Origin of the sequence: Escherichia sp. WS1118 (genome assembly GCF_046487695.1) — a bacterium.
In the GTDB taxonomy this organism is placed as follows: Bacteria; Pseudomonadota; Gammaproteobacteria; order Enterobacterales; family Enterobacteriaceae; genus Escherichia; species Escherichia coli.
The window spans coordinates 108,835-129,006 of record NZ_JBJQIZ010000008.1; the positions used below are offsets into that span (position 1 = coordinate 108,835).

Annotated in this window: 15 protein-coding genes, 3 tRNA genes, 1 pseudogene and 1 riboswitch; of the genes and pseudogenes, 12 read left to right on the forward strand and 7 right to left on the reverse strand. The window is 46.1% G+C overall.

Features of this window, described 5'->3' with window-relative positions; genetic code table 11:
• The first annotated feature begins 97 nt into the window (after positions 1-97).
• From pduF to ldtA, 7 genes are all read left to right on the forward strand, one after another.
• Complete coding sequence (gene pduF, locus ACJHYO_RS15010) at positions 98-907, forward strand: propanediol diffusion facilitator PduF (protein WP_001000047.1); 810 nt, start codon at positions 98-100, stop codon at positions 905-907.
• 202 nt (positions 908-1,109) lie between these two features.
• Complete coding sequence (pocR, locus tag ACJHYO_RS15015) at positions 1,110-2,024, forward strand: transcriptional regulator PocR (protein WP_000622044.1); 915 nt, start codon at positions 1,110-1,112, stop codon at positions 2,022-2,024.
• A gap of 91 nt (positions 2,025-2,115) precedes the next feature.
• Positions 2,116-2,291, forward strand: a riboswitch (cobalamin riboswitch).
• 217 nt (positions 2,292-2,508) lie between these two features.
• Positions 2,509-2,946 (forward strand): hypothetical protein, encoded by a 438-nt coding sequence (locus ACJHYO_RS15020; RefSeq protein ID WP_000849051.1) that lies wholly within the window; start codon positions 2,509-2,511, stop codon positions 2,944-2,946.
• A 133-nt stretch (positions 2,947-3,079) separates the two neighbouring features.
• Complete coding sequence (gene cobU / locus ACJHYO_RS15025) at positions 3,080-3,625, forward strand: bifunctional adenosylcobinamide kinase/adenosylcobinamide-phosphate guanylyltransferase (protein WP_410232500.1); 546 nt, start codon at positions 3,080-3,082, stop codon at positions 3,623-3,625.
• A complete protein-coding gene (gene cobS, locus ACJHYO_RS15030; protein ID WP_001366311.1) occupies positions 3,622-4,365 on the forward strand; it encodes an adenosylcobinamide-GDP ribazoletransferase in 744 nt (247 codons plus the stop codon). Before cobU ends, cobS begins: the two co-directional genes overlap by 4 nt.
• Positions 4,366-4,376: 11 nt before the next feature.
• On the forward strand, positions 4,377-5,456 hold the full coding sequence (gene cobT, locus ACJHYO_RS15035) for a nicotinate-nucleotide--dimethylbenzimidazole phosphoribosyltransferase (protein ID WP_085455412.1): 1,080 nt from the start codon (positions 4,377-4,379) through the stop codon (positions 5,454-5,456).
• Between the two features lie 61 nt (positions 5,457-5,517).
• Positions 5,518-6,453 (forward strand): L,D-transpeptidase, encoded by a 936-nt coding sequence (ldtA, locus tag ACJHYO_RS15040; protein WP_000986352.1) that lies wholly within the window; start codon positions 5,518-5,520, stop codon positions 6,451-6,453.
• Positions 6,454-6,508: 55 nt separating this feature from the next.
• Here ldtA and ACJHYO_RS15045 read toward each other — a convergent pair.
• Positions 6,509-6,584, reverse strand: a tRNA-Asn gene (locus ACJHYO_RS15045).
• 325 nt (positions 6,585-6,909) lie between these two features.
• Here ACJHYO_RS15045 and nac point away from each other — a divergent pair.
• Together nac and cbl are read left to right on the forward strand one after the other, a co-directional pair.
• Entirely contained in the window at positions 6,910-7,827 is a 918-nt protein-coding gene (gene nac, locus ACJHYO_RS15050; protein WP_001011482.1) for a nitrogen assimilation transcriptional regulator NAC, read from the forward strand.
• A gap of 101 nt (positions 7,828-7,928) precedes the next feature.
• Positions 7,929-8,879, forward strand: a complete 951-nt coding sequence (cbl, locus tag ACJHYO_RS15055) for an HTH-type transcriptional regulator Cbl (protein ID WP_001011024.1) — start codon at positions 7,929-7,931, stop codon at positions 8,877-8,879.
• 37 nt (positions 8,880-8,916) lie between these two features.
• On the opposite strand, the gene ACJHYO_RS15060 is transcribed toward cbl, so the two are convergent.
• Positions 8,917-8,992, reverse strand: a tRNA-Asn gene (locus ACJHYO_RS15060).
• A gap of 160 nt (positions 8,993-9,152) precedes the next feature.
• On the opposite strand from ACJHYO_RS15060, the gene yeeO reads away from it, so the two are divergent.
• Both yeeO and ACJHYO_RS15070 read left to right on the forward strand, forming a co-directional pair.
• Positions 9,153-10,640 (forward strand): toxic metabolite efflux MATE transporter YeeO, encoded by a 1,488-nt coding sequence (gene yeeO / locus ACJHYO_RS15065; protein ID WP_001346891.1) that lies wholly within the window; start codon positions 9,153-9,155, stop codon positions 10,638-10,640.
• A gap of 100 nt (positions 10,641-10,740) precedes the next feature.
• Positions 10,741-10,816: transfer RNA gene (locus ACJHYO_RS15070), tRNA-Asn, on the forward strand.
• Between the two features lie 452 nt (positions 10,817-11,268).
• Here the strand turns inward: ACJHYO_RS15070 and ACJHYO_RS15075 are convergent.
• The 3 genes from ACJHYO_RS15075 to shiA all read right to left on the reverse strand — a co-directional run bounded on the left by ACJHYO_RS15075 (position 11,269) and on the right by shiA (position 15,200).
• Positions 11,269-11,985: a YebC/PmpR family DNA-binding transcriptional regulator gene (locus tag ACJHYO_RS15075; protein WP_000532923.1), complete on the reverse strand. Its 717-nt coding sequence runs from the start codon at positions 11,983-11,985 to the stop codon at positions 11,269-11,271.
• 342 nt (positions 11,986-12,327) lie between these two features.
• Positions 12,328-13,782: an AMP nucleosidase gene (amn, locus tag ACJHYO_RS15080; RefSeq protein WP_085455411.1), complete on the reverse strand. Its 1,455-nt coding sequence runs from the start codon at positions 13,780-13,782 to the stop codon at positions 12,328-12,330.
• Positions 13,783-13,883: 101 nt separating this feature from the next.
• Positions 13,884-15,200 (reverse strand): shikimate transporter, encoded by a 1,317-nt coding sequence (gene shiA, locus ACJHYO_RS15085; RefSeq protein ID WP_000378563.1) that lies wholly within the window; start codon positions 15,198-15,200, stop codon positions 13,884-13,886.
• Positions 15,201-15,514: 314 nt separating this feature from the next.
• On the opposite strand from shiA, the gene ACJHYO_RS15090 reads away from it, so the two are divergent.
• The gene (locus ACJHYO_RS15090; protein ID WP_085455410.1) at positions 15,515-16,567 is read left to right on the forward strand and encodes a glycosyltransferase family 9 protein; all 1,053 of its coding nucleotides are present in this window, start codon (positions 15,515-15,517) and stop codon (positions 16,565-16,567) included.
• Between the two features lie 160 nt (positions 16,568-16,727).
• On the opposite strand, the pseudogene ACJHYO_RS15095 reads toward ACJHYO_RS15090, so the two are convergent.
• A pseudogene (locus ACJHYO_RS15095) lies at positions 16,728-18,859 on the reverse strand (Ig-like domain-containing protein); the annotation flags it as partial.
• On the reverse strand, positions 18,786-19,535 hold the full coding sequence (locus tag ACJHYO_RS15100) for an inverse autotransporter beta domain-containing protein (RefSeq protein WP_000039788.1): 750 nt from the start codon (positions 19,533-19,535) through the stop codon (positions 18,786-18,788). The gene ACJHYO_RS15100 and the pseudogene ACJHYO_RS15095, both read right to left, overlap by 74 nt.
• Positions 19,536-20,172 lie beyond the last annotated feature (637 nt).

Below are 20,172 nucleotides of genomic sequence, written 5' to 3' on the forward strand. Positions count from 1 at the left end.
TTTTCTGCAGAACAATTTTTTATAGTTGCGTTCGGTATACACAACAATCAGCGCATAGTTGGCTGATAAAGAAAAACTCCGTAAAGAAGGTGTCACTATGAATGATTCACTCAAGGCGCAATGCGTTGCCGAGTTTTTGGGCACCGGACTGTTCCTCTTTTTTGGCATTGGTTGTTTGTGCGCCCTGAAAGTTGCCGGGGCAAGTCTGGGACTGTGGGAAATTTGTATCATTTGGGGGTTAGGGATTTCGCTTGCTGTTTACCTTACGGCAGGTATTTCCGGCGCTCATCTCAACCCGGCAGTTACCATTGCTCTGTGGCTGTTTGCCTCTTTCCCAGCCCGTAAAGTGCTGCCATTTTGTGTGGCGCAATTAGCGGGTGCCTTTGGTGGTGCGGTTCTGGCATATTCTCTCTACAGCAGTTTGTTTACCGATTTTGAATCTGCTCACAATATAGTGCGTGGTAGCGCAGAAAGTTTACAACTCGCCAGTATCTTCAGTACTTATCCAGCAGCGGCGATTAATGTATGGCAAGCTGCGTTGGTCGAAGTGGTCATAACGTCCATGTTAATGGGGTTGATTATGGCGTTGACCGATGACGGTAATGGCGTACCCAAAGGACCGCTTGCGCCTTTACTCATTGGTATTCTGGTTGCTGTTATTGGTGCTTCTACCGGACCATTAACCGGTTTTGCCATGAATCCAGCGCGTGATTTTGGACCTAAAATTTTCACCTGGTTTGCGGGTTGGGGGGAAATTGCGATGACTGGTGGACGCAATATTCCTTATTTCATTGTACCCATTATTGCACCGATCATTGGGGCATGTGTTGGTGCGGCGATTTATCGCTATCTCATTGCAAAGAATTTACCTGTCAATAGTGTAACGCCTAAAGAAATCAGCGAATAACGAAATAATCTGGCAGTTATAAACGTTTATTTTTTTACTGTTTGTGATCTGCTTTCCGAACTTATTAAAAAGTCTCCCGCTTCACGGAGGCTTTTGTTATTGTCCTTTGTGCTTCTCGTCAGTAAATCATCAAGGATGATGTGAAGATTAAATGTAAAACAATTGTTTTGCTATAACAATAAATTAACTGGGAGGTTTTATCATGATTTCTGCGGCGACACTTAATTCAGAACTCATTAATAAAATCGCGCAGGATTTTGCGCAGGCGACCAGCCTTGCGGTTGTCGTGGTCAATATTCACGGCGATGAAATTTCCGAGCTGTTTAACTTCACTCCATTTTGTCAGATGATGCGGCAACACCCTCAGCTGAGCACTCGATGTCGCATGAGCGATCGTTGTGGGGGTCTGGAAGCCTCTAAATCCGATCAGCCTTGTATTTATCGCTGTCATGCCGGATTAACCGATTTCTCTATTCCACTGGTAATCGCCGGGCATTTAGTTGGTTTTGTATTGTGCGGGCAAGTTCGTCTGCGTAATGATGATGTCGATTTGGTCGATATTCTGAATGTCGATGATTGCTGGCAGGCAGATCCCGAATTACTTAATGAATTTCGCAAAGTCCCTGAGATGGATTACTCAAGAGTTATGGCCTCTGCGGATTTGTTGAAGTTGATTGTAGAAAATTGCCTAAAAAAACAACTCAATTTTGTGGTTATTAAAGAGAACAAATCTCAGTCAGATTCGTTGCGCCAGACTCGTGCGCCTGGTCCCCACGACAATAAAATGAAAAAAGCTTTACGTTATATTGATGCGCATTTATCAGACGATTTGCGTCTGGAAGATGTCGCCTCGCACGTTTATCTAAGCCCTTATTATTTCAGTAAGTTATTTAAGAAATACCATGGAATCGGGTTTAATGCGTGGGTAAACCAACAACGGATGGCCAGCGCTCGTGAGTTACTGTGCCATAGTGACTGGAGCATCGCCAGCATTGCGCGTAATTTAGGTTTTTCGCAAACAAGTTATTTTTGCAAAGTTTTCCGTCAGACTTATCAGGTTACGCCGCAGGTGTATCGACAGCAAGTGAGTGATAATGCGGCGATGGAAACGGTATAGAGTAAATGCCCCAAAAAAAGAGGACGGTTTAAATAAACTCTGGAATGAATAATTAACGTTATTTCCCTGTTATGGGAAAAGTGAAATCAGCTCATAACATACGCTGACAGGTGTGGCACATTTGTGCCTGGGAAGAGGGTGAAAATCCCTCGCAGCCCCCGCTGCTGTAATGCTGACAAACCCGAAAATGCCACTGATCGCGAGATTGGGAAGGTCGGGAGAGGATGACGCTAAGCCAGAAGACCAGCCAGTCAGTCAATACCAACAACTTCGGTGGGAAGTGGGTTGCCCGGAAGCGTCCGGTAGAGTACAGGCGCGTCTTTATACCCCTACCACCCTGAAAGGATCAGGGTATGGCGGCATCATTTAGTTCTTTTATCGCAGTGCCGACAGGCACCAGGGCTGCACTTAAGGTGTGGCAATCTTGTTTCATGGCTTATCAACCAGACCGCCATTACAGGAAATTAAGTGGAGGGCGAGGGGCATGAAAACGATAAAACCCGAATCGATAGCTCTTTTTTGCCTCTTATCTGGAGATGTGGATCTGGCGAAACATCTGGCGGAAATATTGCCAATAACCTGTTTTGTTGGTGAGGACTGGCAGCAAGATTTCCAGCCTTTTGACGGTGGGCCTGTGCAATCGTTATCAGATGCGTATAGCGATTATTCAGTGCTGCTATTGATAGCAGCTGAAAGCGAGATATCCGTACCAGAATGGCTCGCTCATTCTGAGGGAACGACGGTAATTTTGATTGCAGAACACAATGCCCGTTTGCTGAATGGTCCGGCTGGTGGGGCTGTAGCATTAATCCATTATCTGAATGAGATCTGTCATGCCAGAGAAACCGCTGTCAATGACGCATTTTGTCGGACGTTAACACGAGGAAGTCTGGCTATTCCGCAATGCCATCTTCTTTCGTAATGGATTGAGAATGCTGGATTTTTAATTATATTACGCGCAGTATTAATCGCGTAAATGTTTTGCGGTCAGCAACGGTGGGGGATCCATTGTTCTGTTCAATGAATACCATCATACAATTGAATCAGGAGTCGGTATGATGATTTTGGTGACGGGGGGCGCACGGAGCGGGAAGAGTCGCCACGCAGAGGCGCTTATTGGGGACTCTTCACAGGTTCTGTATATCGCCACCTCGCAAATCCTTGATGATGAGATGGCTGCACGGATAGAACATCATCGGCAAGGCCGCCCGGAGCACTGGCGCACAGTGGAGCGTTGGCAACATCTTGATGAATTAATTCATGCAGACATTAACCCGAATGAGGCTGTGTTGCTGGAATGCGTTACCACAATGGTGACTAATCTGTTGTTTGATTATGGCGGCGATAAAGACCCTGATGAATGGAATTATCAGGCGATGGAACAGGCGATTAATGCTGAGATTCAGTCGTTGATTGCTGCCTGCCAACGTTGCCCCGCAAAGGTTGTATTAGTGACTAACGAAGTGGGAATGGGGATTGTGCCGGAGAGTCGTCTGGCTCGACATTTTCGTGATATTGCCGGGCGGGTAAATCAGCAGTTGGCCGCTGCGGCAAATGAAGTATGGCTGGTGGTTTCGGGTATTGAAGTAAAAATCAAATGAGTAAATTATTTTGGGCGATGCTCTCATTTATTACGCGTCTGCCTGTACCGCGTCGCTGGTCCCAGGGACTGGATTTCGAGCATTATTCTCGCGGTATTATTACTTTTCCTTTGATTGGATTATTGCTTGGCGCGATTAGCGGGCTGGTCTTCATGGTGCTGCAGGCATGGTGTGGCGTACCACTGGCGGCACTGTTTAGCGTACTTGTGCTGGCGCTGATGACCGGGGGATTCCATCTGGACGGCCTCGCTGATACCTGTGATGGCGTATTTTCTGCACGTAGCCGCGATCGCATGTTGGAAATCATGCGTGATAGCCGTTTAGGCACCCACGGCGGTCTGGCATTGATTTTTGTGGTACTGGCAAAGATTCTGGTGTTAAGCGAGTTGGCTCTGCGTGGCGAACCGATCCTTGCATCGCTGGCGGCAGCATGTGCGGTCAGCCGCGGGACTGCCGCATTATTGATGTATCGTCATCGTTATGCGCGGGAAGAAGGGCTTGGCAATGTGTTCATTGGCAAAATTGATGGGCGACAAACCTGCGTCACACTCGGCTTAGCCGCTATTTTTGCTGCCGTATTATTGCCGGGTATGCATGGTGTGGCTGCTATGGTGGTGACGATGGTGGTGATTTTCATCCTCGGTCAGCTTCTCAAACGTACGCTGGGCGGGCAAACGGGCGATACGCTGGGAGCAGCCATAGAGCTTGGTGAACTGGTCTTCCTGCTGGCACTGCTATAAAGAGACGTGACATGCAAATACTTGCCGATTTACTGAATACGATCCCAGCCATCGATCCTGCCGCTATGTCGCGTGCACAACGGCATATTGACGGGTTACTCAAACCTGTTGGTAGCCTGGGAAAGCTGGAGGCGCTTGCCATACAACTGGCAGGAATGCCGGGGTTGAATGGCATACCGCATGTGGGCAAAAAAGCGGTACTGGTTATGTGTGCCGATCACGGCGTCTGGGAGGAAGGGGTCGCTATTTCTCCAAAAGAAGTGACAGCCATACAGGCTGAAAATATGACCCGTGGAACAACCGGCGTGTGTGTGCTGGCAGCACAAGCGGGCGCTAACGTCCACGTAATTGATGTTGGTATTGATACTGCTGAGCCTATCCCCGGGCTTATCAACATGCGTGTCGCACGAGGTAGCGGCAATATTGCTTCAGCTCCGGCAATGAGTCGCCGTCAGGCTGAAAAGTTGCTTTTGGACGTCATATGTTATACGCAGGAGCTGGCAAAAAACGGTGTCACGCTGTTTGGTGTAGGTGAACTGGGGATGGCAAACACGACACCGGCAGCAGCAATAGTCAGCACAATCACTGGCCGGGATCCTGAAGAAGTGGTTGGGATTGGCGCAAACCTGCCGACAGATAAACTGGCTAATAAAATTGATGTTGTGCGTCGGGCGATTACGTTGAATCAACCAAATCCTCAGGATGGTGTTGATGTCCTGGCAAAAGTGGGTGGATTTGATTTGGTCGGAATAGCTGGAGTGATGTTAGGTGCTGCTTCCTGCGGTTTACCCGTGTTGCTGGATGGATTTCTTTCTTATGCTGCTGCGCTCGCAGCCTGCCAGATGTCTCCTGCAATCAAACCGTATCTCATTCCTTCTCACTTGTCGGCAGAAAAAGGCGCGCGTATAGCGCTCTCGCATTTGGGGCTGGAGCCTTATCTCAATATGGATATGCGTTTAGGTGAGGGGAGTGGTGCAGCTCTGGCGATGTCCATCATCGAAGCTGCTTGTGCGATATACAACAACATGGGCGAACTTGCTGCCAGTAATATTGTTCTACCGGGGAATACGACTTCTGATTTGAACAGCTAAAAGCGAAAAGTATGATAAAAGCTATACTTATCGGATAGTATTCGCGACTTAGGAAAGGGACATGATGCGTCGTGTAAATATTCTTTGCTCATTTGCTCTGCTTTTTGCCAGCCAAAATAGCCTGGCGGTAACTTATCCATTACCTCCAGAGGGTAGCCGTTTAGTGGGGCAGTCGCTTACTGTAACTGTTCCTGATCACAATACTCAGCCGCTGGAGACTTTTGCCGCACAATACGGGCAAGGGTTAAGTAATATGCTGGAAGCGAATCCGGGCGCTGATGTTTTTTTGCCGAAGTCTGGCTCACAACTCACCATTCCGCAGCAACTGATTTTGCCCGCCACTGTCCGTAAAGGGATTGTGGTTAACGTCGCTGAAATGCGTCTTTATTACTATCCGCCAGACAGTAATACAGTGGAAGTCTTTCCTATTGGTATCGGCCAGGCTGGGCGAGAAACCCCGCGTAACTGGGTGACTACCGTTGAACGTAAACAAGAAGCACCAACCTGGACGCCAACGCCGAACACTCGGCGCGAATATGCGAAACGAGGGGAGAGTTTGCCCGCATTTGTTCCTGCGGGGCCCGATAACCCCATGGGGCTGTACGCGATTTATATTGGCAGGTTGTATGCCATCCACGGTACCAATGCCAATTTTGGTATTGGGCTCCGGGTAAGTCAGGGCTGTATTCGTCTGCGCAATGACGATATCAAATATCTGTTTGATAATGTTCCTGTAGGCACTCGTGTACAAATTATTGATCAGCCAGTGAAATACACAACGGAACCGGATGGTTCAAAGTGGCTGGAAGTTCATGAGCCGCTGTCGCGCAATCGTGCAGAATATGAGTCTGACCGAAAAGTGCCATTGCCGGTAACCCCATCTTTGCGGGCGTTTATCAACGGGCAAGAAGTTGATGTAAATCGCGCAAATGCTGCGTTGCAACATCGATCGGGAATGCCTGTGCAAATTAGTTCTGGTTCAAGACAGATGTTTTAAGAGCGTTGGTAATTAGAAAGTAAAAAGCCTGCTCGAAAGCAGGCTTTTTTGAATTTGGCTCCTCTGACTGGACTCGAACCAGTGACATACGGATTAACAGTCCGCCGTTCTACCGACTGAACTACAGAGGAATTGTGTGAACGGGGCGCATATTAATGGCAGTGCATGGTGATGTCAAAGGGTGAAATGCATTTTTTTGTTTGTTTGCTGCCAATTTCAACAAAGTGGTGAGCTTTCAATCTTATTGGTAATGAACCATCGTGGTGCATACCCTCCTTTTATAGGGCAGGTGAATGCGACTGCTGATAAAAAGAGCCAATGACGAATCTATCATAATCTCTTATTTGACAGTTGGTTAGCTTGCGTATCAACGCCAAAATAGAACTGGCAAGCATCTTGCACTCTGGTTGTAAGTAATGGCGGCACTTGGGCCGACTCTTAAAAACCGGAGGCAACATGAACTTCAGACGCCTGAAATACTTCGTAAAAATTGTAGATATTGGTAGCCTGACCCAGGCTGCTGAAGTATTGCATATCGCACAACCAGCGCTCAGCCAGCAGGTTGCCACACTGGAAGGTGAGTTAAATCAACAGCTTTTGATTCGCACAAAACGGGGCGTTACGCCAACAGACGCCGGAAAAATTCTCTATACCCATGCACGGGCCATTTTACGTCAGTGTGAGCAGGCCCAACTGGCGGTGCATAACGTTGGTCAGTCATTATCGGGGCAAGTCTCGATTGGCTTTGCGCCAGGAACCGCTGCGTCATCCATCACCATGCCCTTATTACAGGCGGTTCGCGCTGAATTCCCGGAGGTCGTTATCTATCTTCATGAAAATAGTGGTGCAGTGCTTAACGAAAAACTGATAAATCACCAACTCGATATGGCGGTGATTTATGAGCATTCCCCTGTGGCTGGGGTATCCAGTCAGGCTTTGCTGAAAGAAGATCTTTTCCTGGTAGGAACTCAAGATTGCCCGGGGCAAAGCGTTGATGTTAATGCTATTGCGCAAATGAACCTTTTTCTCCCCAGTGATTACAGCGCTGTTAGACTTCGTGTTGATGAGGCTTTTTCCCTACGGCGGCTCACGGCAAAAGTCATTGGTGAAATTGAGTCTATTGCCACGCTTACCGCAGCGATTGCCAGCGGCATGGGCGTTGCAGTATTACCTGAATCGGCTGCGCGTTCGTTATGTGGCGCAGTAAATGGGTGGATGTCACGCATTACCACTCCTTCAATGAGTCTCTCTTTGTCCTTAAATTTACCCGCCAGAGCAAACTTGTCACCACAGGCACAGGCAGTGAAAGAGTTGTTAATGTCAGTGATTAGTTCTCCAGTGATGGAAAAAAGGCAGTGGCAATTGGTGAGCTAAGCGTTATATCGGGATGGAATAAGATGCGGGTTTTTATTATTTGTTATGCCGGGCATTAGACTTTAACAATAACGGGATATCTGAACTGCCCGGAGTTTACCGTGAATTTCCAACAACTAAAGATAATCCGCGAGGCTGCACGTCAGGATTACAACCTGACAGAGGTTGCGAATATGCTTTTTACCTCACAGTCAGGCGTTAGCCGTCATATTCGGGAACTGGAGGATGAACTTGGCATCGAAATATTTGTTCGACGAGGTAAGCGACTGCTGGGCATGACTGAACCGGGCAAAGCATTACTGGTCATTGCAGAACGCATTCTGAATGAAGCCAGTAATGTTCGTCGGCTCGCAGACCTGTTTACCAACGATACGTCTGGCGTTCTCACTATTGCAACGACGCATACTCAGGCACGTTATAGCTTGCCAGAGGTCATTAAAGCTTTTCGCGAACTTTTCCCGGAGGTTAGGCTCGAGCTAATCCAGGGTACGCCACAGGAAATTGCGACGTTGTTGCAAAATGGCGAAGCTGATATTGGTATCGCCAGCGAGCGTTTGAGTAATGACCCGCAGCTCGTCGCCTTCCCGTGGTTTCGCTGGCACCATAGTTTGCTTGTTCCACTCGATCATCCCTTAACGCAAATTACACCATTGACGCTGGAATCAATAGCGAAGTGGCCGTTAATTACTTACCGACAGGGAATTACGGGGCGCTCACGCATTGATGACGCATTTGCCCGCAAAGGTTTGCCGGCAGATATTGTATTAAGTGCACAGGATTCTGATGTCATTAAAACCTATGTTGCTCTTGGGCTTGGGATCGGATTAGTTGCCGAACAATCCAGCGGCGAACAAGAGGAAAAGAATTTAATTCGCCTGGATACGCGGCATCTTTTCGATGCTAATACTGTCTGGTTGGGACTGAAGCGAGGGCAACTTCAGCGTAACTATGTCTGGCGCTTTCTGGAACTTTGTAATGCAGGACTGTCAGTTGAGGATATCAAGCGCCAGGTGATGGAAAACAGTGAAGAGGAAATTGATTATCAGATATAGCAAAAAGCCCGCTATAAAAGCGGGCTTTTCAGAAATTTGGCTCCTCTGACTGGACTCGAACCAGTGACATACGGATTAACAGTCCGCCGTTCTACCGACTGAACTACAGAGGAATCGCTGTTGAGGCACATCTTAACGGCGAAAAATATTTTGTCAAACCCGATTTTTAAATTTCCCAACTGTTTGCCGTTTCTATCAACAGTTTGTTGCATTTGCAGACAATTTGTTGGCGAAAATCTTTGCAGCTTTGCTGATTCTCCCTCATCATTTGAAATGTGGTTTCACTTTCTGCAATTAAGGTCGGCTTTGAATATCTCCTCTGCTTTACGCCAGGTTGTTCACGGCACTCGCTGGCACTCTAAACGCAAGAGCTACAAAGTGTTGTTCTGGCGCGAGATAACCCCGCTTGCTGTTCCTATCTTCATGGAGAACGCCTGTGTCCTGTTGATGGGGGTCCTGAGCACTTTTCTGGTCAGCTGGCTGGGAAAAGATGCGATGGCCGGCGTGGGGTTGGCGGACAGCTTCAATATGGTCATTATGGCTTTTTTTGCAGCTATCGATCTTGGTACTACTGTCGTTGTAGCATTTAGTCTCGGTAAGCGAGATCGACGACGAGCGAGGGTGGCGACGCGGCAGTCATTGGTGATCATGACGTTGTTTGCCGTACTGTTGGCAACGCTAATTCATCATTTTGGCGAACAAATTATTGATTTCGTCGCGGGTGATGCCACGACAGAAGTTAAAGCACTGGCGTTGACTTATCTGGAGCTGACCGTACTCAGTTATCCAGCAGCTGCCATCACTCTTATTGGTAGCGGGGCACTTCGTGGTGCAGGGAATACGAAAATACCGCTACTGATTAACGGTAGCCTGAATATTCTTAATATTATTATTAGCGGCATATTGATTTACGGCCTTTTCTCCTGGCCGGGACTGGGATTTGTCGGGGCTGGGTTGGGTTTAACCATTTCTCGTTATATTGGCGCAGTTGCAATTTTGTGGGTGCTGGCGATTGGTTTTAATCCTGCGCTAAGGATTTCGTTAAAGAGCTATTTTAAACCGCTGAATTTTAGCATTATCTGGGAAGTCATGGGGATTGGTATTCCAGCGAGTGTCGAATCAGTGTTATTTACCAGTGGTCGGTTATTAACCCAAATGTTCGTTGCCGGGATGGGGACCAGCGTTATTGCCGGAAATTTTATCGCGTTCTCAATTGCGGCTCTTATCAACTTACCCGGAAGTGCGCTCGGTTCTGCTTCTACGATCATTACAGGCCGAAGGTTGGGGGTAGGGCAGATAGCGCAAGCAGAGATTCAGTTGCGGCATGTGTTCTGGCTGTCCACTCTTGGATTAACGGCCATCGCCTGGCTAACGGCTCCCTTTGCCGGGGTTATGGCATCGTTTTACACCCAGGATCCACAGGTTAAACACGTCGTTGTGATTCTGATTTGGCTAAATGCTTTATTTATGCCTATTTGGTCCGCCTCATGGGTGCTACCCGCTGGATTTAAGGGGGCTCGTGATGCCCGTTACGCCATGTGGGTTTCTATGTTGAGCATGTGGGGTTGCCGGGTTGTAGTCGGTTATGTGCTGGGAATCATGCTTGGCTGGGGTGTGGTTGGTGTCTGGATGGGAATGTTTGCCGACTGGGCTGTGCGGGCCGTGCTGTTTTACTGGCGAATGGTTACTGGACGTTGGCTGTGGAAATACCCTCGATCCGAGCCGCAAAAGTGTGAAAAAAAGCCAGTTGTGTCGGAATAAACGACAAAATGCAGATTATTTCAGCAAACGATTTCAAATTTAAAAAACAGGCTTTGACATTGTGGGTGGGCATCGCTAATATTCGCCTCGTTCTCACGATTCCTCTGTAGTTCAGTCGGTAGAACGGCGGACTGTTAATCCGTATGTCACTGGTTCGAGTCCAGTCAGAGGAGCCAAATTTTAGTTTTGAGACATCTCTATGAGTCTCAGGACAGTTAAAAAAATAAAAATTATTTTTACCCGGTCACTTTGTAAAAAAAGTGACCGGGTTTTTTGATTTCTGTGTTTCGTTCGTTTAATCGAGTCTCACGCTTCAGTGAGCAAATTGCCCCCCAACAGACATCACGATTCGCAAGGTCAAAAACTCTGTTCCATGAAGCACCGTACAAAGATAAAGAGAAAAATGCCTTATGCGGGATGTTGCTGTCACGTCTTTATCGGGAAACTATACGTAATTGCCACTTTGCCTTCTGTAATCAGAAAAAGAAGGCCTGGAATTTTAATAAATATTATTTCTCTGGGAGCGTGGGTTTTATAATCAATATGACGAGCTGGATATTATATTCTTTATAAGAATTATATGAGATTAAAGAAATCTGCCATAAAGACAGATTTCTTTAAAATATCATTAGAGATTTGCGACGTTATGATAAACTTTTTGTACATCGTCGTCATCTTCAAGGGCATCAACAAGCCCTTCAAAGATTTCTAAATCTTCTGGGGAAAGCTCAACTTCAGATTGAGCAATCATTTCTAATTCTGTTGTTGAGAACTCAGTGATTCCAGCTGCTTTTAGAGCCGCGATTCCTTTATGAAGGTCGGTAGGTTCAGTATAAATAACAATGTTACCTTCTTCTTCAGTCACATCACGAACATCAACTTCAGCTTCAAGTAAAATTTCAAAAATATGGTCAGGGTCTGTTCCTTTAAATACAATCACACCCGTATTGTCAAACATATAGCTGACAGAACCTGCCGCTCCGATATTGCCGCCTTTTTTATTGAAAATTGTGCGAACGTTAGCAATCGTACGGTTAACATTTGAAGTCAATGTCTCAGCAATAATCATTGAGCCATTAGGACCAAAGCCTTCATAACGTCCCTGTACGAACGTTTCATCTCCGCCGCCTTTGGCTTTATCAATTGCTTTATCAATAACGTGCTTTGGAACTTGTGCCTGCTTTGCACGTTCAATAACGAATTTTAAAGATGTGTTTAATTCTGGATCGGGTTCACCTTGTTTGGCAGCAGCATAGATTTCTACACCGAATTTTGCATAAATTTTAGACGTTGCACCGTCTTTAGCCGTTTTTTTAGCAACAATATTGGCCCATTTACGTCCCACTGGAATGATCTCCTCGAAAATTTATTTACATTACTGGTAAATCGTTAACATGTGTTAATTCGGCATATTATATCATAACAGGAAAAATCTCGTCTATTAGAAATAAAAATATTCTAAATCCATAATTTTATATTTAATTTTATAAAAAATAATGTTGTTGGCGGGATTTTTTATAATTGTGTTTTGAAAGCATACTTGCTTTTAATATGTGGAAATCATTAAGACGATAATAAAACTCGCATCTGCCCAAGGAAGCAAACAGCCCGCGTTTATTGCAGGCTATTTGCCAGATGTCTTACTTAATCCTTCACATCTATTTCTGATAAGAAGGTTCATAACTTATTATCGGAACGGCGGCTCATTAAAGGTTCGTAATTTACGTGAATGCAGTCGGTCGCCTTCTGCGCGCAGCAAATCGATCGCCCGAATGCCAATTTGCAGGTGTTCGGAAATAGCGCCTTCATAAAAACGGTTAGCCTGGCCGGGAAGCTTAATCTCACCATGTAACGGTTTATCTGAAACACACAGTAGTGTCCCGTATGGCACGCGGAAACGATATCCTTGCGCGGCAATGGTTGCACTTTCCATATCAATTGCTACGGCCCGGCTTAAGTTAAAACGAAGTGCAGAAGCTGAGTAACGTAACTCCCAGTTCCTGTCATCTGTGGTTACCACAGTACCTGTACGCAGCCGCTGTTTGACTTCCTCACCAGGCCTGCCGCTGACTAACTTGGTAGCGTCATAAAGCGCACGTTGCACTTCAGCAATGCTCGGAATAGGAATATCGGGCGGCAGAACCGCATCAAGAACGTGGTCATCGCGTAAATAAGCGTGTGCAAGGACATAATCTCCAATGGCCTGGCTTTCACGTAATCCGCCACAGTGACCAATCATCAACCAGACATCCGGGCGTAGCACTGCCAGATGATCGCAGATGGTTTTAGCATTGGACGGTCCCACGCCAATATTCACCAGAGTAATACCCTGACCATCAGCGGTAATTAAATGCCATGCTGGCATCTGGTGTTTTTTCCATGCAAGGTCGGAAATGGCTTCTTCTGGCGCTTCGGTTTCGGCAGTGATCCAGTTCCCGCCAGCACAAGAAAGGGCAATGTAGGGACTATCAGGATCGAGGATCTGGCTGCATCCCCAACGAACGAATTCATCCACATAACGTGTGTAGTTGGTAAACAAGACGAACGGTTGAAAATGTTCTACTGGCGTACCGGTATAATGGCGCAACCGTGCGAGGGAAAAATCAACCCGGCGAGCATCAAAATGCGATAGCGGGGAGAATTCCGTTGGATGATAAATGCCGTCTGCAGTTTCATCGCCAATTTGCGCCAGTTCTGTTGTCGGAAAGTAGCGAGTTAAACCAGCGCTCATTGAGCGATCAAGTGTCAATCCAGAGCCATCGATGACATAAGGATAAGGGATTTCATGCTGCGAGGGTTGCACAGAGATATGCGCACCATAATCCTGATACAGCAACGTAAGTTGTTCATTGAGATACGAACGAAAGAGAGTAGGGCGAGTAATCGTGGTGGTGTAGCTGCCTGCGTGAGTAAAACGACCAAATGCGCGCGTTTTGGGGGGATTAGTTGTGCTACCGTCCCAGGTTACGGTCAGTGATGGATAGACAAAAAGACCTTGTTTGCGGGCGTTTTCATCAGGTAATTCGCCACTTGTAATATATTTGCCAATGGCGTTGCGTAAAGCAACTACAGATTGCTCATACAGCGCGTCGAGTTTATCCAGTGCCTGAGCTGGGGTCAGACCGGAGCCCTTATTATTCATGTGTGTCTCCTGTTCCATACAATTACCGCACATCCGATAGTATGTCACAGGAATGTGAAACAAAAGTATAAGGCGAAGATCGGATGATCTTCGCCAGGCTATCACGAGCGTTGATTGTCTTTCATCAATAAAGCGGTCATTGCAGAAATCAGGCATCCAGCCAGCAAATAAATGGCGACGCTATGCCAGTTCCCGGCAAAGTAAGTGATGAGTGCAGCGGCAATAAAAGGTGTAAATCCACCGCCAACCACACTGGCAACCTGATAACCGACTCCAGCACCACTGTAGCGATAACTGGCACCAAACATTTCGGTAAACATCGGTTGTTGCACACACACCACCATGTCATGCGCAATGTTTGCCAGCATTATGGAGAAGAAAACTATCCAGAAAATAGATTGTGCTTCAAGCGCCATAAAGAAAGGAAATGCGCTCAACGTTCCGATCAACGCGCCTGTAATATAAACCCTGCGCCGACCAAAACGATCGGCAAGCCAGGCAAAACAGGGAATTGTCAGGCAGCTTAATCCACCTACCAGCAAACCAATATTAAGGAAAAGTTCGCGCGGTAACCCCATATTCTGGGTTGAATAATTAAGTGCAAAGGCAGTAACAATGTACATCGTCAGCAACTCGCACAGTCGTAGTGCAATAATCTTCAGGAAAGCACCGGGATGTCGTAACAGAGCTTCGATAACCGGGATGCGTTTTTTCGCGGCCGCTTGATTATGTTGCTGTTGTTCAAATTCCGCGGACTCCTCCATGCCATTGCGCACCCACAATGCTCCCAGTACCAGTACGATGCTAAACAGGAAAGGAATGCGCCAGCCCCAGCTTAAAAACTGTTCGTCAGTCGTCATCATACTGATCAATGAAACCAGTCCGGTTGAAAGCAGTAAACCTACACCGTAGCCAACTTGTACACCGCTACTGTAAAAGGCTTTTTTATTTTTCGGCGCACTTTCAACGGAAAGCAACGCTGCGCCTCCCCATTCGCCGCCGACGGCAAATCCCTGAATGGCACGCAGTGTCACCAGCAAAATAGGTGCCCACCACCCAATGGTCGAGAATGAAGGAAGAATACCAATTAAGGCTGTCGCGATGCCCATCATCCAGACGGTCAGCATTAACATGCGCTTACGTCCCAGTCGGTCGCCAAAGTGACCGAAAATGACACCGCCGAGCGGTCGGAAAAGGAAGCCGACACCAAAGGTGGCAAATGCGGCGAGCGTTCCCATCGCCGGGCTTACTTGCGGGAAAAACTCGCGATTAAACACCAGTGCGGCGGTAATGCCATAGAGTAGAAAATCATACCAGTCGACGACGGCACCAGCGAAACTGCCTAACGCAGCTCGTCGGGCGCGACTTAACGAAAGCGTCCCTTCATCGGGACGAGTGGAGATGAGCGTGGAGTCCATAATGATCCTGTTTGTACTGTCTTTTTATAATTAGTATGGAAAAGGTAACTCACATTGCCGTCGATCTATAAACGAACCTTATGAGACTACCTCGACAGAGCGCATCTGCAAATGATTTTATGGTTGATTAACGGCAACATGAAAAATTCGATGGAAGATGAAAGCGCAGGAGTTGCTGGTGTTGTTTAAGGATTAAGCAGAGGGCCCACAGGTTCGAGATATGAAACATAAAAGTCCGCATATGCACAAAATTGCACCCTGATGATTCTGATAGACTGCATTGCATTATAACCAGTAGGGAGGCGAGGTTAGTTATGTTTTTAGTATCATTGTTGAGACGTATTGCATTTAGTTACTACGATTATAAAGCTTATAATTTTAATATTGAAAAAACAGACTTTGTTGTCATACATATTCCCGATCAGATTGGCGATGCTATGGCCATCTTTCCTGTTATTCGGGCGCTTGAATTGCATAAAATTAAGCATCTATTAATTGTTACGTCGACAATTAATTTAGAAGTCTTTAATGCGCTCAAACTTGAACAGACTAAATTAACATTAGTCACAATGACTATGCAGGATCACGCAACATTAAAAGAAATAAAAGATTTAGCGAAGAACATAACACTGCAATACGGTACGCCGGATCTTTGTATAGAGGCGATGCGTAAAAAGAACCTGAAAACGATGATATTTATCAGTCAGTTGAAAGCAAAAACGAATTTCCAGGTCGTCGATTTAACCATGAAGTGCTATTCCCCTTTGTGTAAGAACGCGTCCCGGATGGATCAGAATCTCCGGGCTCCTGTACCCATGACATGGGCATTTATGATGCGTGAGGCGGGTTTTCCGGCAGTCAGGTCAATATATGAATTGCCATTAAGCGATGATGTACTCGATGAGGTACGCGAGGAAATGCGATCGTTAGGATCTTACATTGCGCTCAATTTAGAAGGTAGCTCGCAGGAACGTACATTTTCATTATCGATTGCAGAAAATCTAATAGCAAAAATTCAAAGTGAAACAGATATGCCAATAGTGATCGTTTATGGACCCAAAGGGGAAGATAAAGCCAGGGCATTAGTGGATTGTTATAATAATGTCTACCGTTTATCCTTATCACCCTCGATTAAACGTTCAGCAGCAATCATAAAAGATGCTTATATTGCAATAACTCCTGACACCTCAATATTACATATGGCAAGTGCCTATAATACCCCTGTTGTTGCAATTTATGCTGATTACAAAACGCGATGGCCCGCAATGGCCGATGTTTCGGAGTCAGTCGTCGTTGGGCAAAAAATTGACAATATAAGTCTGGATGAATTCGCAAAGGCATTAAAAAGTGTTTTGGCGAGAATTTGAGGCAGTACTTATGCATAGTAATGCCGATCTGTTATGAACGGTGGTGTCATCAATACTCTGAGGCTGGTCAATCATCACAGAAAACCAGCCTTTGGATCAAAGCAATACTCACCGAAAATGATCATAGTCACACCGAACGCGATTCAGGAGGAACTGTTTGGTAAATAGCACCACCGGATCTTGGGGGCGCTGTGATTATTACAGTATTGCTATCACCGTCATTTTTGAATGTCACTTTACCAGTAGCATCAACGCCTACCCAGGAGGCCGAGCTTGAAAACGAATAATCAGCCGCCGTTTTTCCTGGTGCAAAGTTGTCATTATTCAACTGATAATACGCCCCGGTAAATCCCTGCGAAGGGAATGAAGCTGTCGGTAGGTTTGCACCATTCACTGACACTGTACCGGTCATTGGTCTGGTTTCCGCGCTAATGAATTCTATCGTGGTACTCAGGCCCGCCTGATGAACACCATTCAATACGGGGATCAGCGTTGCGATACCCTCTCCGTCTCCTGTAACAGTAGCTTTGTAATCACCGTTGATATTTTGACTGTAATCAATTGCGCTAATTTTCATATAGGGCACGTTTGTACCTGATTGCACAAATTCCATCCCTTCAGAAACTTTGATCGGATTGCCTGATATATCGTGCAGAACAAGATGTAGCTCAGCACTATCGGTAAAGTCCCCTTTCAGTGATGACTGGTTGTTCTTAAGGATGGACTGCGAGGCGTCTGCTGGGCCTGCCACTAGCGATATATCTACTGTTTGCATTCCACCTGCGCTTGTGACTGTGCTTACAGTGACGCTCCCCGTTATCGCTCCTTTCACGCTTGTTGTCGCGATTCCGTTTTGATCGATCACTGCTGTTAATGACGTTAATGTGGTGGAGCCGCTTTTTAAGGCGAAGTACACAGTGAGACCTTCGATCAGGTTACCACTGCCATCCTCAACCGTTGCCTTTAAGGTACTTAAATCACTGTTGGTGGCGGCGATAGTCGACGGATCAGCGATAAAGCTAGCAACATGTGCGGTGCTTGGGTTGCCAGTAACCTTCACGGTTGTCTGTGTCTGTATTGTGACGCCGTTATGGAACGATGCAGTCACCGTATATGTACCGACTTTATTGCTGGTCAGAACGACTGGAGCCTGACCTGAAGAGTTGGTTCTCACTTTTCCGCCACTTAACGTCGCACCTTCTAGCGTTACGCTAAAGTTGATGACCTGACCCTCCACTGGAGTGCCATTTGCAGAGGTTAGCGTTGCCGTCAGAGTAGCGCCTTTAGGAGCATTGACACCGATAAGCGGACTGGACGTGAGTGTTAGTTTTTCATCAATAGCCTCCAGTTGTTTCTCAAGTGAAGCTCCATTCGCTAGGGATGCTTTTACAGTATACGAGCCGTTTCTTTCAGGCGTTATGGTGACCTCGGCTACTCCCTGCGTATTAGTAGAGACCGTATTCTGGCTGATGATCATTTGCGAGGATGGCGCTGCACTGAATGTCGCGGGTTGATGCGTCACCGGGTTGCCAAACTGGTCGTTAACGTGAGCTTTAACTGCTATGTCTTGTGCGACCATGACCTGACCTTCAGGTATCTCCTGACTGGTAATCGTCGCAGAATTAACATCTACCTTGGCATTCAGTAATCGCGAGATGACTTCAGTAGGTTTATCTGCCAGAGAGGCTGAAACTGTTTTTAGTCCGACCTCGGTGCTTGTCACAAGAATTTCAGCGAAAACCTGATCATCCGTTTCAACGCTGGTGCTGCTTAGCGTGACGGAGGTTCCGCGGAAATTAACTTTTATACCTTCTACTGGGTTGCCGTTTCCATCAGTCACTGTTGCCTGTAGCCTGGTCATTCCAATGTTATTGGCGATGAAATTGTCCTCGGTAACGTTAAGATTAACCTGCGCAGTGAGCGTATCCGCAGTAAAGTTCACCACCAACTGCTCACTCTTACCGCCAACCATCGATGCTGTCACGGTATGAGCGCCTGCTTTTGTACCTTTCAGCGTGACTTTCGCTTTGCCATCGGCATCAGTAACCGCTTTGTCGCCATCGCTCAGCGTGAAGTTCGCCTTCACATCTTCCGGTAGAGTAAATGTTACCTCAGTGTTGGCTATCGCATTGCCCTCTGTATCAGCGACGGTGCTGTTAGTGTCGTGAGATCGTTATTGTCGGCAATCACCGGATCCTTCGAGGCTGCCAGCGTGATTTCAGCATTCGTGACGTTCGGCACATAGTTCACTGTTTGTTGCATCGAATCGCCATTTTCGAGGGTTGCCGTCACGGGAGTTCTTCAGGCTGAAATCTTCATCCACGCCCAGCGTGATTCTTGCGGTACCGAAGCGGCTTAACCAGTCTGTCATTACCCCTGAAGCCTGAGAAGAGGCCCATCCACGTGCTATGTTTGCCGCTTGCTCGCTGTTCATATCTTCGGCGAGCAGAGATCCAATTAGCTGTGAAGTACTGGCTATCTGTTGCTCAAGGTTGCCACTGCTGTTACCCGGCGGCGGGGTTAAATTTTTTTCACTAACTTGTGCCTGGACATCCAGTTCATCACCCGGGCGGACATTACGAACAAACGTACGAAACTGGTTGAGTTTGCGTAACAGGGGGGTATCTATAATTTGTTGCACAGGACAAATATATCTGGCTTCTGTACAGAGTCTTAAATTTTGACCATAAATAAAACCGTCCCTGTCAAGCATGCATAGTTTATCAAGTAGGTCTCCCACAAACTGCCTGAATTTTATTTTTCCATTAAAAGTTTGTATCTTCTTAAGTATCACAGGAGACTGGAAATAGACCGATAGTAGGATGTTGCCACTCAAGGCATGACGATAAATATCGCTAGGAGTAATTTTTTGTTTTATGGCTTTGGTAGTGATCTCAACTGCTTCCGTTATAGTGACCCATGTTGACATATAATGAGTTATAAGCAATGGCTGATATTTTTTTGACATAATATTATCTCCTTCTACACAACAATTCGTTCCGTTAAGGAAAAAGATTGGTGTCACAAGTATTTATTTATGATTAATCAGAGGGTTTATGACAGAGAAAAGGATGTATATTTCTGAGTAAACATGTACAGGCCTATGGGGTGACTATTTAATGAGTAAATGCCGAATGATTTTCGGGGTGATGATTATAACTTGAGGAAAAATCCCAGCGTGGTTTGAGTAGTGTACCTGAGTGATATTTGTGTTATGTATGCATTGATTGCAGCAGAATAAATATAGTTCAGGCTAGTATAGTTTATGGTAGCTATGAGAAGATATAATCTATTTTACCTATAAAATAATTTATATGTATGGGGTTGTTTTTTTAGGTTGTTTGTCTGTGCTTTTATATTCTGGAGATGTGCCTTGTATATAGGATTGTTTGTTGGTTGTATTTTTTAATGTTGCACTGTTGTGAATTTTTATTTTGATATGATTATTTCTTTAGTATAAGGAGAGAAAGGAACGAGAAAGTTAAATCTATTTATCCTAATCGCAATTTCATTGTTTAAATAATCACTATGGATTAATATTTTTTGCGACTCTGCTGAGTTACTGGTTTTAACTAGTGGTGTAAAAGGGATACCTTTTCGGTATC

Excerpts from the sequence above, each read along its gene's own strand:
- pduF (WP_001000047.1), top strand. The coding sequence starts at position 98 with ATGAATGATTCACTCAAGGCGCAATGCGTTGCCGAGTTTTTGGGCACC.
- pocR (WP_000622044.1), top strand. The coding sequence starts at position 1,110 with ATGATTTCTGCGGCGACACTTAATTCAGAACTCATTAATAAAATCGCG.
- ACJHYO_RS15020 (WP_000849051.1), top strand. The coding sequence starts at position 2,509 with ATGAAAACGATAAAACCCGAATCGATAGCTCTTTTTTGCCTCTTATCT.
- cobU (WP_410232500.1), top strand. The coding sequence starts at position 3,080 with ATGATGATTTTGGTGACGGGGGGCGCACGGAGCGGGAAGAGTCGCCAC.
- cobS (WP_001366311.1), top strand. The coding sequence starts at position 3,622 with ATGAGTAAATTATTTTGGGCGATGCTCTCATTTATTACGCGTCTGCCT.
- cobT (WP_085455412.1), top strand. The coding sequence starts at position 4,377 with ATGCAAATACTTGCCGATTTACTGAATACGATCCCAGCCATCGATCCT.
- ldtA (WP_000986352.1), top strand. The coding sequence starts at position 5,518 with ATGATGCGTCGTGTAAATATTCTTTGCTCATTTGCTCTGCTTTTTGCC.
- nac (WP_001011482.1), top strand. The coding sequence starts at position 6,910 with ATGAACTTCAGACGCCTGAAATACTTCGTAAAAATTGTAGATATTGGT.
- yeeO (WP_001346891.1), top strand. The coding sequence starts at position 9,153 with ATGTGGTTTCACTTTCTGCAATTAAGGTCGGCTTTGAATATCTCCTCT.
- amn (WP_085455411.1), bottom strand. The coding sequence starts at position 13,782 with ATGAATAATAAGGGCTCCGGTCTGACCCCAGCTCAGGCACTGGATAAA.
- shiA (WP_000378563.1), bottom strand. The coding sequence starts at position 15,200 with ATGGACTCCACGCTCATCTCCACTCGTCCCGATGAAGGGACGCTTTCG.
- ACJHYO_RS15090 (WP_085455410.1), top strand. The coding sequence starts at position 15,515 with ATGTTTTTAGTATCATTGTTGAGACGTATTGCATTTAGTTACTACGAT.
- ACJHYO_RS15100 (WP_000039788.1), bottom strand. The coding sequence starts at position 19,535 with ATGTCAAAAAAATATCAGCCATTGCTTATAACTCATTATATGTCAACA.